Origin of the sequence: Halomonas sp. PR-M31, from assembly GCF_001039575.1 — a bacterium.
Taxonomy (GTDB): domain Bacteria; phylum Pseudomonadota; class Gammaproteobacteria; order Pseudomonadales; family Halomonadaceae; genus Modicisalibacter.
Window position 1 is genome coordinate 1 of sequence record NZ_JIBT01000024.1, and the last position, 16,191, is coordinate 16,191.

Here is a 16,191-nt window from a genome sequence, read left to right on the forward strand (position 1 = left end):
GCGCTTCGCGCCTTGACTGACACTTTTTGATGCAGCAACGCGGTTCGCGATGAAACGTCGACAGGCCCTAGCCCAGGTTTATCTTCGATGATTGGGCATGACTTACCGGCGCTTGAAGCTGGCTGAGCCATATACGTAATCAAGCAAGATTTAAGTGGTTGGGTGAGTATGGCTAGTTGGGTAAGCTTGAGCCAACCCTTAGCTGCCGAGTTCTGCCATGCATAAGACGCTTCGTTTCACCAATCCTCTCGCCCTGGGCATCGGCCTGGGGCTTTTTGTGGCCAACGGTGTCTGGGCCGAGGATCGCTCCCTGACCGTCTACACCTACGATTCCTTTATCGCGGACTGGGGGCCGGGGCCCAAGGTCAAGGAGGCCTTCGAGAAACAGTGCGGCAACTGCACCGTCAATTTCTTGGCTCTGGACGGCGGCGTGGATATTCTCCAGCGTCTGCGTCTGGAAGGGCAGAGTACCGAGGCGGATATTGTCCTGGGCCTGGACATGAACCTGATGGCCGAGGCGCGGGAGCTCGATCTGCTGGTGCCCCATGGCGTCGATCTTACGCCCCTGGCGCTGCCCATCGACTGGAACGACGAAATCTTTTTGCCCTACGACTGGGGCCAGTTTGCCTTCGTTTACGACAGCGAAGCGCTGCCGAACCCGCCGAAAAGCTTCGCGGAACTGCTCGAGGCGCCGGAAGACCTCAAGGTGATCATCTCCGACCCACGCACCAGCGTGCCAGGACAGGGGCTTCTGCTGTGGATCAAACACCTCTATGGAGATGAAGCAGGGGAAGCCTGGCAGCAGCTCAATAAGCATGTACTGACCGTGGCCAGCGGCTGGAGCCAGGCGTATTTTTCCCTGTTCATGAACGGTGAAGCGCCTATGGTGCTTTCCTACAGCACCTCGCCGGCCTATCACATGGCCATGGAAGACACGGATCGCTATCAGGCGGCGGAGTTCGAGGAAGGCCACTACCTGCAGGTGGAAACTGCCGCTATTACCAAAGCTGCAGAGGATCCACAGCTTGCGCGGGAATTCATGGACTTTATTCTCACCGAGGATTTCCAGCGCCATATTCCCCTGGGCAATGTCATGTATCCTGCCATCGATCTGGGCGACGAGCTGCCGGAGGTCTTTGATCGGTTGATCGAACCGGAAGGCTTTACTTTCAGCCCGGAGCAAGTACGGGAAAATCGTCGCGCCTGGATTCGTGAATGGCTCAACGCCAGCAGTCGTTGAATCGGCATTCCTTAAGCCGGCTGCCGCTCTGGGCAGGCCTGGCCGCCTTTGTTGCGGTCGTTGGCCTGGGCCTCGGCAGCTTTATCGCCCTGCTGTGGCAGGCGCCGGCTCTGCAGGTGGCGATGCTCTGGCAGGAACCCTATCTGTTTGGGGTGCTGCGTTTCACCTTCTGGCAGGCGAGCCTTTCCACGCTGCTGGCCCTGGGACTGGGCATTCCGGTAGCGCTGGCCCTGGCGCGACGGCCACGCTTTCCCGGCCGGGGGCTTTTACTGCGGGCCATGGAGCTTTCCTTGGTGATTCCCAGCCTGATCGCCCTGTTCGGCCTGGTGGCGGTGCACGGGCGCCAGGGCTGGGCGGCGCCGCTGTGGGAATGGCTGACCGGCTCGCCCTCCGGCTATCTCTACGGCCTGTCCGGCATCGTGCTGGCCCATGTGTTCTACAATCTGCCCTTGGCGGCGCGGCTGATGCTGCAGGAACTGGAGCGCTCGCCGGCGGTGCACTGGCGGCTGGTGGCCCAGCTGGGACTTTCGCGACTGGCCATCTGGCGCACCCTGGAATGGCCGGCGATTCGGCGTTTGCTGCCGCGGCTGGCGGCGCTGGTCTTCACGCTATGTTTTACCAGCTTCGCCATCGTCATGACCCTGGGCGGCGGGCCGGGTAGCAGTACCCTGGAAGTGGCGCTCTATCAGGCGCTCAAATTCGACAACGATCTGGCACTCGCCGCGCTGCTGGCGCTGACCCAGCTGGTGATCTGTCTGGGGCTGTGGAGCCTGGCCATCGCTCAGGGCGGCGCGCCCTCATTGATCGCCGGGGATAGTCAGGCGGCGCTTTTCACCAAGTGGCGTCGCCGGGATGCTCAGGGCCTATCCTGGCTGACGGATGGCCTGAGTATCGGTGGGCTGGCGCTGCTGCTCTTGCCGCCTTTGATTGCGGTGGTGCTGGCGGGACTAGGTGGGTTGCCGGATATTCTCACCCAGCAGCGTCTGTGGCCGGCGACCCTGCGAAGCCTGGTGATGGCGCTGGCCGCCGGGATTGGCGCGGTACTTCTGGCGCTGGCGCTACTCGGCGGCAGCGATTGGCTGCGTGCCCGGGGAAGGGGCTTTATCGGCGGGGTGGTCGAGGGCAGCGGTCAGCTGATCCTGGTACTGCCGGCCCTGGTGATGGGCACCGGGCTTTTTCTCTTGTTACGTCCGCGTCTCGGCGGTGGCCTCGAAGGCTACGCTCTGGTGGTACTGGTGAACGCCTTCATGGCGCTTCCCTTCGCCATGCAGGTATTGCGGGGGGCGCTACTGGAATTGCCCATGGCCCAGCGTCGCGTGGCGCAGCAGCTCGATATTCACGGCTGGCCACGTTTTCGCTGGCTGCTGTGGCCGCGTTTGCGCCGGCCGCTAGGCCTGGCCCTGGCCTACGCCATGACCCTGTCGCTTGGGGATTTCAGCGTCATCGCCCTGTTCGGCAGCCCCGCTGCGCCGACCCTACCCATGCTGCTGTATCAGGAGCTCGGCGGCTATCGCTGGCAGAGCGCCGCCGCTACCGCCCTGGTGCTGTTGATCAGCGTGGTGGCGGTATTCGGCCTTGTCTCGATGCTGACCCGCCGTGCGCCGCGCTATCCCTGGAAAAACCGACCGGAATCCGCCCATGCTGTACTGTGATGATTTGAGTTTCCACTACGATCGCAATGATCCGGGGGAGACGCCGGATTTCAGCTTCACCTTCGAGCTGGCCCCCGGGCAGTGTCTTTCCATCCAAGGGCCGTCCGGCTCTGGCAAGAGTACGCTGCTCAATCTGCTGGCAGGCTTTCTCGAGCCCAGCGGCGGCACGCTTGCCTGGAACGAGGAAAGCCTGCTGACCGAGCCGCCCTGGGAGCGGGGCATGACCACGGTGTTTCAGGAGCACAATCTCTTCGAGCACCTGCCGGTCTGGGCGAATATCGGCTTTGGGCTGGCCGCCAATCTGCGCTTGAACGAGGCTCAACGCGAGTGGATTTATCAAGGACTCATCGATGTCGGCCTCGGCGGCCTGCAGGACCGGCTACCCGGAGAGCTTTCCGGCGGGCAGCGCCAGCGGGTGGCGCTGCTCCGGGCGCTGCTACGTCAGCCAAGAATGCTGCTGCTGGACGAACCCTTCAGCGGTCTGGACTATGTCAACCGGGAAGTATTGTGGGGTCTGGTCAAGCGCCAGCAGCAGGAAGGCGTGGCGGTACTGCTGGTCAGCCACGATCCGGAGGACATCCAGGCTCTGGCGGATCGCTGCTATCAGCTCGAGGAAGGACGACTTAGCGTGCCAGCCAGGTAGCCAACAGCCGTGTGATGTGGGGCATGATCACATAAGTCAGCAGTAATAGTTGTACGACGACTTGGGCCAACGCCCACAGCCAGCCAGGAACAATGGGCAATGCCGCATTCAGCAGTGAAAAAAGCGGAGTCAGAACAGACGACAGTGAAAAAACGACGACCGTCAGCACAAATACCATCTTGTGGGCCTTCGGATGGAGCTGATCCCGAAACAGGAACTCGATTCCGGTCAGGCGGTCCACACGCGATTCACCTTTGACGATGCCCTCCAGTTTCCCGAGCCAATGTTTGCGCTCCTCCGATTCTTCCCAGTCTTGTAAATGTTCGACCGTATCGAAGCGAAAAATCACATGACATTCGTTGCCTTCCCCTGGAATCTTGTAGGTAATTCCTCGATGCCCGGGGAACTGTTTGACGACTTGCCCCACATCGTGCACCCAGGTTCGATAGTCTTGTTCGCGGCCCGGAATAACACAGCGCGTAATCACCGCGGTTACGGAGTGGTTTTCGTTCATAGGCTGGGTTGATCTCCAGATTTCGCACCAGGCGTTCTAGCGCTGATCATCAGTGGCAACCTGCACCAGTCGCGCCACTACTCCCACTACTTGATCATGAAGCTCAAGGCACGAATGGAAGGAATTCCCACGCCGGACTACGATCTACAGGAAGTGCATCACTTATCCTGATCGACTCTGCTTCCTTGCAACTCCTACCAAAGGAGGCATGTTCCTGCCAAGGAAGTATGTCGTGTTTCGCTGGCGTGTCCAACACTGTCAGTGGACCAGTACAACCATAACACTCTCAGGAGTCTCGTCATGATCTATGCCAATCCCGGCACCAGCGATTCGCTGGTGAGCTTCGACAAACGCTACGGTAATTACATCGGCGGCGAATTCGTCGATCCGGTCAAGGGCCAGTACTTCGACAACGTTACGCCGGTCACCGGCGAGGTGTTCTGTGAGGTGGCGCGCTCCACCGCAGAAGATATCGACAAGGCGGTGGACGCTGCGCGCAAGGCCGCGCCAGCCTGGGGCAAGACCTCGGCCGCGGAGCGCAGCAACATCCTGCTCAAGATTGCCGATCGCATCGAACAGAACCTGGAGGTGCTGGCGGTTGCCGAGACCTGGGACAACGGCAAGGCGGTGCGGGAGACGCTGAACGCGGACCTGCCCCTGGCGGTGGATCACTTTCGCTACTTCGCCGGCTGTATTCGCGCCCAAGAAGGCACCGCAGCAGATATCGATGAAAACACCGTGGCCTATCACTTCCACGAACCGCTGGGCGTGGTGGGCCAGATCATTCCTTGGAATTTCCCAATCCTGATGGCCACCTGGAAGCTGGCCCCGGCGTTAGCGGCGGGTAACTGCGTAGTGTTGAAGCCTGCAGAGCAGACCCCGGTGTCGATCTTGAAAGTGGTAGAGCTGATCGGCGATCTGCTGCCGCCCGGGGTACTCAACATCGTCAACGGCTACGGCGAGGAGGCCGGTCAGGCGCTTGCCACTCACAAGGGCATCGCCAAGATCGCCTTTACAGGCTCCACGCCAATCGGCTCGCATATCTTGAAGTGCGCCGCGGAGAACATCATTCCCTCCACCGTGGAACTGGGCGGCAAATCGCCCAACGTCTATTTTACCGACATCATGAACGCCGAGCCGGAGTTCATCGACAAGGCGGTGGAGGGGCTGGTGCTGGCTTTCTTGAATCAAGGCGAGGTCTGTACCTGCCCGTCTCGGGCATTGGTGCAAGAGAGCATGTACGACGACTTCATGGCCAAGGTCATGGAGCGCACTCAGGCCATCAAGCGTGGCAATCCCCTGGATACCGAGGTGCAGGTGGGGGCTCAGGTGTCCGAGGAGCAGTTCGACAAGATCATGTCCTACATGGACATTGCTAGGGAGGAGGGAGCTGAGATACTGACCGGCGGCGGCAAGGAGAGTCTCGATTCGGAACTCTCCAGCGGCTATTACATTCAGCCGACCCTGTTCAAGGGCAACAACAAGATGCGCGTGTTCCAGGAGGAGATCTTTGGCCCGGTAGTCTCCGTGACCACCTTCAAGGACGAGGCGGAAGCCTGGCGATCGCCAACGATACCGAGTTCGGCCTTGGCGCCGGCGTCTGGACCCGGGACATGAACGTCGCCTTTCGCATGGGTCGCGGCATTCAGGCCGGGCGCGTCTGGACCAACTGCTATCACCAGTATCCAGCCCATGCGGCCTTTGGCGGCTACAAGAAATCCGGCATCGGCCGCGAGACTCACAAGATGGCCCTCGAACACTACCAGCAAACCAAGAATCTGCTGGTCAGCTATGACATCAATCCGATGGGCTTCTTTTGATGATTGTCTAACGGGTAGAGGGTTGCAAAAGCCAAGGGCGCGACATTGTCGCGCCCTTGATTGATGATTGGCTGGAAAAATTTAAAAGCTTTGCCAATCGTCTTCCTGGGTAACGGGCCTGGCGCGTGGGCTGGCCTTTGCAACCGGCTTGGGACTGATCGGCTTGGCATTCGTCCCAGACGCTACATGTGTATTCAGCTTGCGTGAGACGCCTTCTTCCAGCTTGAAGATCGCCATTGCCTGGATGAGTTGCTGAGCACGACTGCTCAAATGATTGGCGGCGCTGGCGCTGTCTGCTACCAGAGAAGCGTTTTGCTGGGTGGTTTGATCCATCTGCGTGACTGCTTCACTGACCTGTTGTACGCCATCGCTCTGTTCGGCACTGGCACTGCTGATCTCCTCCATGATCTGGGTGACCCGTTTGATGGATGCCACGATCTCATCGGTAGTTCGACCGGCTTCGGCGACCAGCTCCGAGCCTTCCTCGACACGTTTGAGATTGCCGGTGATCAGCGTATTGATCTGTTTGGAGGCATCTGCGCTGCGCTGGGCAAGTAGACGTACCTCGCTCGCCACCACGGCAAAACCGCGCCCATGTTCGCCGGCACGGGCGGCTTCCACCGAGGCGTTGAGCGCCAGAATGTTGGTCTGGAAGGCGATCGAATCGATCATGCCGATGATTTCGACGATTTCCTTTGAACGCTCGTTGAGATCATTCATGGTGTCGACGACCTGACCCACGACTTCACCACCGCGCACAGCGACCTGTGAGGCATTGTTGGCCTGCTCGCTGGCCTGGCGGGCGTTATCGGCATTTTGATGTACGGTACTGCCGAGCTCTTCCATGGAAGATGCTGTCTCTGCCAGTGAGCTGGCCTGCTGTTCGGTACGTGAAGCCAGTTCGTTGTTGCTTTTGGCGATCTGCTCGCTGCTGGCGGCCACTGACTGGGCCGAATCGCGTACGTTCGAGACCGTGGACTGTAGCTGCTTTGCCATCATCAAGAGGCTGGCCATGATGCTGTGATGGTCGCCGTTGCGAAGCTGAACTTTTGTCGCAAGCTCACCCCGTCCAATCGCTTCGGCAAAACCCTTGACCTGTTGCGGTTCGGCACCCAGAGAACGGAGCAGCCAGCGTGTCAGCAGGAACGCGACCGCAAGGCCGATCGCAACAGCCGCGCCGCACAGTGCCAGCATCAGCATCTGGAATCCGCTGGCCATATCCCGAGCAGACGCAGTTTCAACCTGATTCATCGATTCCTGGAGGTCGATGAACACGTTGATGGTTTTCAGCCAGTTGGCGAACAGTGGCCCCACGTCACTCAATAGCAGCTCTCTTGCGCCCTCGATATCACCCCTCAGACGCTGGTCAATGATCTGTTTGACCAGCGGCTGAGCGCGACTTTCGATCTGATTGATGTTATCGAGTGCTTGATGCTCTGCAGGGGTAATGTCGCTGCGCTCAGCGAACATCGCCTGCATGCTTGTAGCTGCTGCTTGGTAATCGCCTTCGAGCTTGGTGATAAGTGCAAGCTGGGCGTCTAGAGAGGCACGATCCTCGACCAGGGTAATATCCCGCAAAGCGATGGCGCGATCATGCACACTGCCGCGAAAATCAATGGCATGACGCTGCTTCACGCTGTTGACATCGTTGATGGTGGTGAGGCCTTGATCGATGGCGCTGACCTGAAAGATGCCGATACCGGTCAGTACTACCGTAAGGGCAATGACGACCGAGAACCCTGCGATCAAGCGGGTCTTGAGTTTCATGCTTCCTGCGATGGAAAAAAATCTGTTCACTGCCGTCTCTCCGCATCCGCTGAGTAAAGAATACCGGCAGGAGGTGCCGGTATCCGCTGTTACTCTTATCGGCGACAGCAGTAATTTGCGTAACGATTATTTATATTTTTTGTATATATATGTAATAGAAAGACTCTATGACACACGCTGAATCGAGAACTTTAGTCCCACACTAAGACGCCGTCTGCAGCAGTCGCTCCATCAATCCTTCCATACGAATATTGTATGAGCCCGGTGGCAGTACTCTCTTGATACGCAGCTGCTTGTTGTCGAGTACCTTGGGATCGGCCAAGTCGAGAGATGTCTCCTGTATAGGCCTTTTTTGCTCATCGAGCATAAGCAGAATTTTCGGCTTCAGACGTTTATCAGGATCGACCGAAAGCACCACCGCAACCATGCCGTTATGCAACTCGACAATGGAGCCTGGCGGGTAGATGCCAATACACTCGATGAAGCGTATGACGAGTTCTTCGTCATAGTGGGTGCCTCGCAATTTATAGAGAATGTCGAGCGCTTCTGCAGTAGGGCGCGCCGGCCCGTAGACCCGGTCGCTGGTGATGGCGTCGTAGGTGTCGACGATGGCGATGATTCTGGCGGCCCAATCGATCTCATCCTTTCCTTTGCCGAAAGGATAGCCGGTTCCATTCAAGCGTTCATGGTGATCACGGCAAGCATCCTTGATAGCGGTCGACAGCTGTTTATCGTCCTTGAGCATATCGTAGCCTTCGAGCACGTGGGTCTTGATATGGGCGAACTCTTCCCGGGTCAACTTGCCGGGCTTATTCAAGATATCCTGATCGAGCTTCATCTTGCCTACGTCGTGCAGCATGCCGGCCAAGCCCAGCTCTTCTATTCGTGCGCGCTCAAAGCCTAGATGGCGACCAAAAATCATGGCGACGACGCCAACGTTGAGACAGTGTTCGGCAGTGTATTCACTCTTGTGCTTGATGCGCGCCAGCCAGCTCAAGGCGCTGGGGTTCGAGAGGATCGAGTCGGTAAAACGACTGACGGTACGTCTGACTTCCGGCAGGTTGCGATGCCAGTTCTGCTCGTCTCGCAGCAGACGATGCACCATCTGTTTGGCGTCTTTATAGTCGCCTCGGGTATGCCTGAACTCCTGTTCCACCGTGCGCTTGATGGGATACACCCGGCGTTGCGGCTTGAGACTTGAGTCAACTTTTGGCGTCGTGGCAACGTTTTTGGCCAGGTGCGAGAGCGCACCAGGGCGCGAACGGGAAGGATCGACATATACCTTCTGGCAAAAATGCCTCAGCGTCTGAATGTCCTTTGACTCCTGAAGCAGTAACCCTTCGAGTAGAAAGGGGGTCTCCAGCCAAGGGCGATCGAGAGCAGCGACATACATGCCGGGCCGAAGTCCTGCAACCGGGACTTCAATCAAATGTTCAAGAGAGCCATTGTGCTCACGGACCTGCTGCATGGTCATTGCCCTATATCGATCGATTGTAAGTATTGAGACAGTCAAAACCGGAATAGGCCCTACTAAGCAGCGCTGTTCGCTTGATCTGAACGGACCCTCGTGTGATGAAATGAGGGCTATCCGCCGCCCCAAGGGTGCTTGCTCAAGTCAGGGTTTGTGTCTCTTTAGCTTCAATAACGACCATTCATTTAAAAAGTTGAATGCTCTCATGCGGAAGTGGCAGTAGACTCTTAAGAGTACTTGAGTAGTTGGCTACATATCAGGACAATGCGTTTCACAAAAGACGTTGAAGCGCTACTAATTCGGGCATTGACAAAATGCCAATAATGTTGTCTTGTGTAACAAAATAGTTACAAATTATAACTTAATGCGATGCCTTCACGGCAGTACTCACTATCACCATAAAGAGCGCAAGGGAAAATTTATGGCATCCAACTCCTTTTCTGTCTTCTCCCGCGGTCTCAGCACCGTCATGACACTTGTTGTTGTCAGTGCGGTACTGTTTTTGCCGTTGCGAGCAGAAGCTGCCAATCCTCGTTATGCATCTATCGTGCTGGATGTAGAGAGCGGTGAGGTATTGTCCGCCTCAAACGCGGACGCCCCGCGCTATCCAGCCTCTCTTACCAAGATGATGACGCTTTATCTCTTGTTCGAAGCGATGGAAGATAACACTCTGACCTTGGAAGACACCTTTACGGTCTCTTCTCATGCTGCGGCACAACCGCCTTCCAAACTGTGGGTGCGCCCAGGCGACAAAGTGAGTATCAAAGATGCCATTCTGGCGCTGGTAGTACGCTCCGCCAATGATGTGGCCGTGGTAGTGGCGGAAGGGCTGGCGGGGAGTGAACGCGCCTTCGCCGGTCAGATGACCGACAAGGCTCATGCACTTGGCATGACCAATACTATTTTTCGTAATGCCTCGGGTTTGCCAGACGATCTGCAGGTCACCACCGCAAAGGATATGGCCAAGCTCTCCTTGAGCCTGATGCAGGATTTTCCGCAGTACTACGACTACTTTTCTCAGACCCGTTTTGTCTACAACGGCAAGACCCATACCGGCCATAACAATTTACTGGATAGCTACGCCGGCGCAGACGGTCTGAAGACTGGCTATATTCGCGCATCGGGATTCAATGTTGCCACTTCGGCGGTACGCGATGATCGACGCATTCTGACGGTGGTGATGGGGGGCTTCACCGCCAAGTCACGGGACATACATACGGCGGATTTGCTCGATCGTGGTTTCGTACGCGCCGGCCTTTTGAATCGTCATGACTGGGTTGCCAGCGCGGACGTTTTCGATAGCGCGAATGCAGTATCACGATTGAACACCCGTACTAGCACTGCCAGAGCGCCGGCGGTAGCAAAAAGCGAGCGCGATATCAGTACCACGGCCAAGACGACCGCTGCCACAAGGATAAACGCGGGGAACACCGAGCAGGCTGTGGACGATCCCATTCAGCGCATGATCGCCAAGACCGACGGCAGCTCTCTACGTCCCATGGATGCCTGGGCAGTACAGGTTGGTGCGTTCCGCGATCCGAATGGAGCCAAGACCCTGGCAAACCAGGCCGTCAGGCAGCTTGATGCCTCCTTGAGCGATTCTCGCGTGGCGGTCACACCCTCGACTCGGGAGCAAGGTGTATTTCGTGCCCAGCTCGTTGACATGGAAGAAGGTCAGGCGCGGCGCTCCTGTGCACAACTCATCCAGCAGGGGATGGAGTGCATGGTCGTGCGGGCGGACGTCGGAGGCTGAAACAGACCTCAAGACAATGTATGAACATGATACGTCCTTGTCGGTAACGACAAGGACGTTTTTCAATGGTCAATCAAAAAGGGACGGTGCATGAACAGCTTGAAGAAGAAAGCCTACCGGGTGAGCTACCGAATCTTTGCCTTGTTCACCTGGCTGGGCCGTCATGAATTTTCGATTCTCTTGAGTGCCGTGGTGCTGTCTGCAGGTGTATGGGGGTTCGTCGAACTGGCGGACACGGTCATGGAAGGAGAAACGCGTACGCTTGATGAACGAATCCTGCTGGCCTTTCGTACTCCGGGTGATCTTTCCGATCCTCTTGGCCCCGGCTGGCTCGAGGAGCTTGGGCGTGACTTCACCGCCCTTGGCGGCGTCGGAGTGCTGGTTTTTATTACACTGATCACTTTCGGCTTCTTGCTGTTGTCGCGCTACTACCGCGCTTCACTGTTTCTGCTGGCATCGATTGGCGGTGGTTTGCTGGCAAGTACGCTGCTCAAGATGCTTTTCGATCGGCCTCGGCCGGACCTGGTTTCTCATGGTTCGATCGTCTATACCGCAAGCTTTCCCAGCGGTCATTCCATGATGGCGGCAGTGACTTATCTGACCCTGACGGCCTTGCTCATTCGTATTCAACCGCGCTTTCGCCTGAAAGCGTATCTGTTGGTAGCCGCACTGCTGGTGACCTTGCTGGTGGGTATCAGTCGTATTTACCTGGGGGTGCACTGGCCCACGGATGTGCTTGCGGGCTGGACCGCCGGAGCTGCATGGGCATCCCTGTGCTGGCTGACCGCGCGCTGGCTGCAGCGCCGAGGCAGCGTCGAATCGAGCGCCCAGGGTGATTTTGAATGATCTTGAAAATGTCTGTGAAGTAGTGCAAGTCACTCCTCTGGTTGATATTTATAGCCGACGCCATAAACCGAGCGAATGATCTCTCGTTCCGGCCAGGCGTCGGCGATCTTGCGGCGCAGCTTCTTGATGTGGCTGTCGACGGTGCGCTCAGAGACGATGCGATGATCTCGATACATATGATCCATCAGCTGTTCCCGGGAAAAAATACGACCCGGTGCGCTCATCATCACCTTGAGTAGCTGAAATTCGACGGCGGTCAGCTCGATGTCCTTTCCATCTGCCAGGGCGCGCCAACCCTCTTCATCCAGTACCAGCTGATTAGGGGCATCATCGCTGGCTGAATCCTTGCTATTAACCCGACGCAGTACCGCCTTGACCCGGGCTACCACTTCCCGAGGCTGAAGGGTTTGCAGATATAGTCGTCAGCGCCCAGTTCCAGACCCAGCAGACGATCGACCTCTTCGACCCGGGCAGTAAGCATGATGACGGGCAGCTGGGGCCATTGATCGTGAATTTGACGGCATAGCGTCAGTCCATCCGTGCCGGGCAGCATGAGATCAAGCAGAACCAGTGAGGGTAGAGCACTGGCTGGACGATCCTGAAGCCAGGGGATGACATCGTCGCCATGCTCTAGATGATAGGTGCTGTAATCACTGGCGGTCAGATAATCGGCGATCAGCTGGGCGATTTTGATTTCGTCCTCGATGATCAGAATGGACTCGTTCATATCTTCTTCCCGTATTTAGTCGACGATAGTGCCATTGGCTTTTGTTTGATCGGCATGGGTCCGACTATCGCGCGCTCGGCCAAGGGTAGCGATAGAGTCCAGCGCACCCCACCCAGAGATGAGTGAGAGGCCTCCCATCGACCATTGTGCGCCTGCACTAGGGCTGACGCGATGGAAAGGCCTAATCCAGTTCCACCCCGGCGCCGGCTTCGTGATACATCCACGCGGTAAAGACGCTCGGTCAAGCGGGGCAATTCTGCACTGTCAACGCCTGGCGCGCTATCTTCCCAGAATACCTTGGCTTGATTGTTCACCAGCGACAGAGTGACCTTCAAGCGCCCTGGCGCATCGGTATAGGCACGGGTATTGGTCAACAAGTTGTTCCATAGCTGACGCAGCCGTTGCGGGTCACCAGATACGAATACCGAGTCGGGTATGTCGATTTCCAGCGCGATGCCGGCGCTTTCGAGCCAGCCCCGCGCCTCTTCCAGTCGCTCCCTGAGAACGCTGGCAAGATCGATGATGGCGAGCTGGACGTCCAATGCACCGGCATCGCTTTGTGCCAGCAACCGAAGATCGCGAATCAACCACTCGAGCTGATTCACCTCTTGAGACAGCGAATGCAAGCTGTCTTCGTTCAGGGGGCGAATGCCATCCTGCAAGGCTTCGATCTCGCCTCTAAGTACCGCTAGAGGCGTGCGTAGTTCATGGGCGATATCCGCCACCCAGCGCTGTCGCGCGGCGCGATTGGCTTCCAATGTCGCCGCCAGGCCGTTGAAGTCCCGAGCCAGACGCGATAGCTCATCATGACCACGCTCGCTCAAACGCATGCTGTAGTCACCGCCGCTCAGACGACGGGTCGCCAGGGTCATGCCACGCATGCGTCGTCCCAGCCACCAGCCAAGACCGCCTGCCAGCAGCAATGAGGCCAGCACGAGAGACGCTATGATGGCGGCCAGATTGCGCTGCTGACGAGACAGGAACAAACGATCCATGTCCGCCATCAACTGATTGGGCGCACGATAGCCTAAGGTGCCGACTCGTTCACCTTCATATTCGACGGGCAGCCAGTTGAGTACGACCGGATCGTCCTTGTCACTTCGGGGGGCTAGGCCGATTACCGGTAGATTGCCCGCGTCGTGCAAGACAAAATCCCGGGCATCGCCCAAGGCGCCTTCAACGCTTTGAGGCGGTTCGCTGTGTCCGGGCCAGAGTAGCTGTTGCACCAGATATTCCCAGGCCTGGGCATCGTCACGCAGCCACTGCCAGCTTCCGTGCCGGGACCATTGCTCGCCAAGGGTATTTGCAAGCATCTTGGCCCGGTTGGTCTGGGTATTTTCCAGGTAGTCGATAAAGCCCTTATCAAGGCTTCGAGAGACCCCTAGGAACGCGAATCCAGAAATCGCCACGTTGACCAGCAGGATGACGGCAAAAAGTTTGACGCCCAAACGAGTAATGACCGGGCGATGAAACCCCATCAGGCTACCTCCGAAATAGAATGGCTCAGCGTATCACTGCCAGCCGCTGGGCAGGGCGGCCAATTGTGCAAGCAAGACGCAAGCCGTTCTTGTCAAGACAAAATGCTGAAAGTGAGATGTCGGCTGGCAGTCCAAAGACCACAAGTTGATTTTGATCAAAATAACCTGATAGCAGGCTCAAGAGCTGGGTTAGAGCGTCGATATAGAAAGGCAGAGCATATTGATTGTGTACATGACACAACAAAAATTGCCTTTCTCGACGATCCCTCCCAACCTTGAGGCTACTAATGAACAATCTGCTGCATCGAATTCCCATGAGCAGGAAATTTCTGCTCGTACTGGCATTGCCGTTATTGGCCATGGCGTATTTTGCTATCACAGGCATCGTCGAACGTCAGCACACGACCAGCGCGATGTCCGAATTGCAATCTCTTACGGCACTTGCTCAGAAGGCCAGTAATCTGGTGCATGAACTCCAGCAAGAGCGCGGCATGACCGCAGGCTTTCTAGGCAGCAAAGGGCAAAACTTCCGCCAGGAACTTGGCCCGAAGCGCCAGGATGCCAACGCTCAAGAACAGGCCTTTCAAGTATTTTTGCAAGGCCTTGATGACGGAATGTTTGATGAGGCCTTGAATGCTAAGATCAAGACAGCCCAGACGCTATTGAAGAAAACCCCCTCAATACGTCAACAGGTCGATTCGTTATCCATTCCTGCAGCCAATGCGATTGGCCACTATACGGCAATTAATAGCGAGCTAATTGGTCTTGTGAGTGGCTTGAGCCATGCGACCCAGCAGGCTTCTGTGGCCCGTCGTCTCATTGCCTACAACAGCTTTCTGGAAGTCAAAGAGCGGGCCGGAATAGAGCGGGCCGTGCTGACCAATGCATTTAGCAGTGATGCATTCAGCCCTGCTCTTTATCAAAAATTCCTTACCATTCTAGGAGAGGAAAGCGCCTTTCTGAAGAGCTTTCACGCGCTGGCTCTCGACAGCATTCAGGCACGCTATAACGAGTTGATGTCTGGCCCCGACATCGAGCGGGTTGCTGATTTGCGTCAACTGGCAGTCGAGCGTGGCGCTGAGGGTGGTTTTGGCGTCGATGCGCAGCAGTGGTTTGCATGGCAAACGGACAAGATCAATCTTCTCAAGAAAGTCGAAGACGTCATGGCCGAAGACGTGCTGACGACGACTGCTACCCTTTACCAGCAGGCGCGCAATGCGCTGGTGCAGTACCTGGTGATTGCAGCGCTGGCCGCAGGCCTGGCGATTTTCCTGGCGTTCACCATTGTGCGCAGCATCGTGACACCTCTTAAGCGGGCACTCGGCAATATTTCTACTCGCGGCGGCGATTTGACCCAGCGTCTCGACGTGCCGGGCAGCGATGAGCTTTCCCAACTTTACCGGGCGTTCAATGAATCCACCGCCTCGACCGAGCAACTGGTCGCCAACGTCAAGCAGGGGGCGACGTCAGTCAAGGTGGCAAGCGGTGAGATCGCCATGGGCAATCAGGATCTGGCTCAACGCACCGAGGAGCAATCCGCCTCTTTGGTAGAAACCGCCGCCAGCATGGAGCAGATTACCGCCACGGTGCATCAGACCGCTGACAATGCTCGTCAGGCTCAGACCATGTCTCATGAAGTGACCGGGCAAGCCCATGAGGCCAGCGAAGTTGCCGGCAAGGCACGCAAGGCAATGACCCAGATTCACGAATCCAATCAGCAGGTCACGTCAATCATCAAAGCGATCGACGCTATCGCATTCCAGACCAATCTGCTGGCCTTGAATGCCTCCGTGGAAGCGGCTCGAGCAGGGGAGCATGGACGCGGCTTTGCGGTGGTGGCCTCCGAGGTGCGTAATCTGGCCAGCCGCAGTGCGGAAGAAGCCAATCAGATTCGTCAGTTGATTGAGAACAACGTCAACAAGATCAATGAAGGCGAGGCGCTGGTCAGCAACAGCAGCGACATTCTCGAGACCATTTCCGAGCAGATGAAAAAGATGGCGTTGTTGGTCAGTGAAATCACCACTGCCAGCACCGAACAATCCTCGGGCATCGAGCAGATCAACCAGGCCATGTCGCAGCTTGAAGAAGTCACTCAGCAAAACGCGGCGCTGGTGGAAGAGATGGCGGCGGCGAGTAAATCCCTGGACGAGCAGTCCGAAGAGATGGCCGGTGTCATCGATCAGTTCAAGGTCAGTTCCGATGCGGCCCAGGCAGTGACGCAGCACGCCCGAGTATTGCCTGCACCGACGGATCGTGAAACCAGCGCAGCGTATTGATCCA

Annotated in this window: 10 protein-coding genes and 2 pseudogenes; 7 read left to right on the top strand and 5 right to left on the bottom strand. The window is 57.1% G+C overall.

The genetic code is table 11. From position 1 onward, the window contains the following. Positions 1-217 precede the first annotated feature (217 nt). The 3 genes from thiB to CH74_RS07095 are packed head-to-tail and all read left to right on the top strand — an operon-like array spanning position 218 to position 3,535. A complete protein-coding gene (thiB, locus tag CH74_RS07085) occupies positions 218-1,240 on the top strand; it encodes a thiamine ABC transporter substrate binding subunit (protein WP_053070662.1) in 1,023 nt (340 codons plus the stop codon). Further along, on the top strand, positions 1,216-2,892 hold the full coding sequence (gene thiP / locus CH74_RS07090; protein WP_048306769.1) for a thiamine/thiamine pyrophosphate ABC transporter permease: 1,677 nt from the start codon (positions 1,216-1,218) through the stop codon (positions 2,890-2,892). The genes thiB and thiP overlap by 25 nt, the downstream gene beginning before the upstream one ends. Continuing rightward, the gene (locus tag CH74_RS07095; protein WP_048306770.1) at positions 2,879-3,535 is read left to right on the top strand and encodes an ATP-binding cassette domain-containing protein; all 657 of its coding nucleotides are present in this window, start codon (positions 2,879-2,881) and stop codon (positions 3,533-3,535) included. Before thiP ends, CH74_RS07095 begins: the two co-directional genes overlap by 14 nt. Here CH74_RS07095 and CH74_RS07100 read toward each other — a convergent pair. Further along, positions 3,516-4,049, bottom strand: coding sequence for a hypothetical protein (locus tag CH74_RS07100; RefSeq protein ID WP_048306771.1), 534 nt, complete (start codon positions 4,047-4,049; stop codon positions 3,516-3,518). The genes CH74_RS07095 and CH74_RS07100 overlap by 20 nt on opposite strands. A 300-nt stretch (positions 4,050-4,349) precedes the next feature. Between CH74_RS07100 and CH74_RS07105 the strand changes: the two are divergent. Further along, positions 4,350-5,869, top strand: a pseudogene (locus CH74_RS07105) (aldehyde dehydrogenase family protein). Between the two features lie 81 nt (positions 5,870-5,950). Here the strand turns inward: CH74_RS07105 and CH74_RS07110 are convergent. Both CH74_RS07110 and CH74_RS07115 read right to left on the bottom strand, forming a co-directional pair. Next, positions 5,951-7,636 carry a methyl-accepting chemotaxis protein gene (locus CH74_RS07110; RefSeq protein ID WP_048306772.1) on the bottom strand — a complete coding sequence of 562 codons (1,686 nt, stop codon included), beginning with the start codon at positions 7,634-7,636 and terminating at the stop codon, positions 5,951-5,953. A 202-nt stretch (positions 7,637-7,838) separates the two neighbouring features. Next, a complete protein-coding gene (locus CH74_RS07115) occupies positions 7,839-9,104 on the bottom strand; it encodes an HD-GYP domain-containing protein (protein ID WP_048306858.1) in 1,266 nt (421 codons plus the stop codon). 424 nt (positions 9,105-9,528) lie between these two features. Here CH74_RS07115 and CH74_RS07120 point away from each other — a divergent pair, with 424 nt between their 5' ends. Beyond that, complete coding sequence (locus CH74_RS07120; protein WP_048306774.1) at positions 9,529-10,860, top strand: D-alanyl-D-alanine carboxypeptidase; 1,332 nt, start codon at positions 9,529-9,531, stop codon at positions 10,858-10,860. Between the two features lie 90 nt (positions 10,861-10,950). Then, positions 10,951-11,706 (top strand): phosphatase PAP2 family protein, encoded by a 756-nt coding sequence (locus CH74_RS07125; protein WP_048306775.1) that lies wholly within the window; start codon positions 10,951-10,953, stop codon positions 11,704-11,706. A 29-nt stretch (positions 11,707-11,735) separates the two neighbouring features. On the opposite strand, the pseudogene CH74_RS07130 reads toward CH74_RS07125, so the two are convergent. Further along, positions 11,736-12,433, bottom strand: a pseudogene (locus tag CH74_RS07130) (response regulator). Then, positions 12,430-13,911: an ATP-binding protein gene (locus tag CH74_RS07135; RefSeq protein WP_082140329.1), complete on the bottom strand. Its 1,482-nt coding sequence runs from the start codon at positions 13,909-13,911 to the stop codon at positions 12,430-12,432. Before CH74_RS07135 ends, CH74_RS07130 begins: the two are co-directional and overlap by 4 nt. A 314-nt stretch (positions 13,912-14,225) precedes the next feature. On the opposite strand from CH74_RS07135, the gene CH74_RS07145 reads away from it, so the two are divergent. Next, the gene (locus CH74_RS07145) at positions 14,226-16,187 is read left to right on the top strand and encodes a methyl-accepting chemotaxis protein (protein ID WP_156181420.1); all 1,962 of its coding nucleotides are present in this window, start codon (positions 14,226-14,228) and stop codon (positions 16,185-16,187) included. Positions 16,188-16,191: the final 4 nt, after the last annotated feature.

What these genes read in the sequence shown, in the direction of transcription:
- CH74_RS07110 (WP_048306772.1), bottom strand. Translation starts at nt 7,636, where the DNA reads ATGAAACTCAAGACCCGCTTGATCGCAGGGTTCTCGGTCGTCATTGCC.
- thiB (WP_053070662.1), top strand. Translation starts at nt 218, where the DNA reads ATGCATAAGACGCTTCGTTTCACCAATCCTCTCGCCCTGGGCATCGGC.
- CH74_RS07095 (WP_048306770.1), top strand. Translation starts at nt 2,879, where the DNA reads ATGCTGTACTGTGATGATTTGAGTTTCCACTACGATCGCAATGATCCG.
- thiP (WP_048306769.1), top strand. Translation starts at nt 1,216, where the DNA reads ATGGCTCAACGCCAGCAGTCGTTGAATCGGCATTCCTTAAGCCGGCTG.
- CH74_RS07115 (WP_048306858.1), bottom strand. Translation starts at nt 9,104, where the DNA reads ATGCAGCAGGTCCGTGAGCACAATGGCTCTCTTGAACATTTGATTGAA.
- CH74_RS07100 (WP_048306771.1), bottom strand. Translation starts at nt 4,049, where the DNA reads ATGAACGAAAACCACTCCGTAACCGCGGTGATTACGCGCTGTGTTATT.
- CH74_RS07125 (WP_048306775.1), top strand. Translation starts at nt 10,951, where the DNA reads ATGAACAGCTTGAAGAAGAAAGCCTACCGGGTGAGCTACCGAATCTTT.
- CH74_RS07145 (WP_156181420.1), top strand. Translation starts at nt 14,226, where the DNA reads ATGAGCAGGAAATTTCTGCTCGTACTGGCATTGCCGTTATTGGCCATG.
- CH74_RS07120 (WP_048306774.1), top strand. Translation starts at nt 9,529, where the DNA reads ATGGCATCCAACTCCTTTTCTGTCTTCTCCCGCGGTCTCAGCACCGTC.
- CH74_RS07135 (WP_082140329.1), bottom strand. Translation starts at nt 13,911, where the DNA reads ATGGGGTTTCATCGCCCGGTCATTACTCGTTTGGGCGTCAAACTTTTT.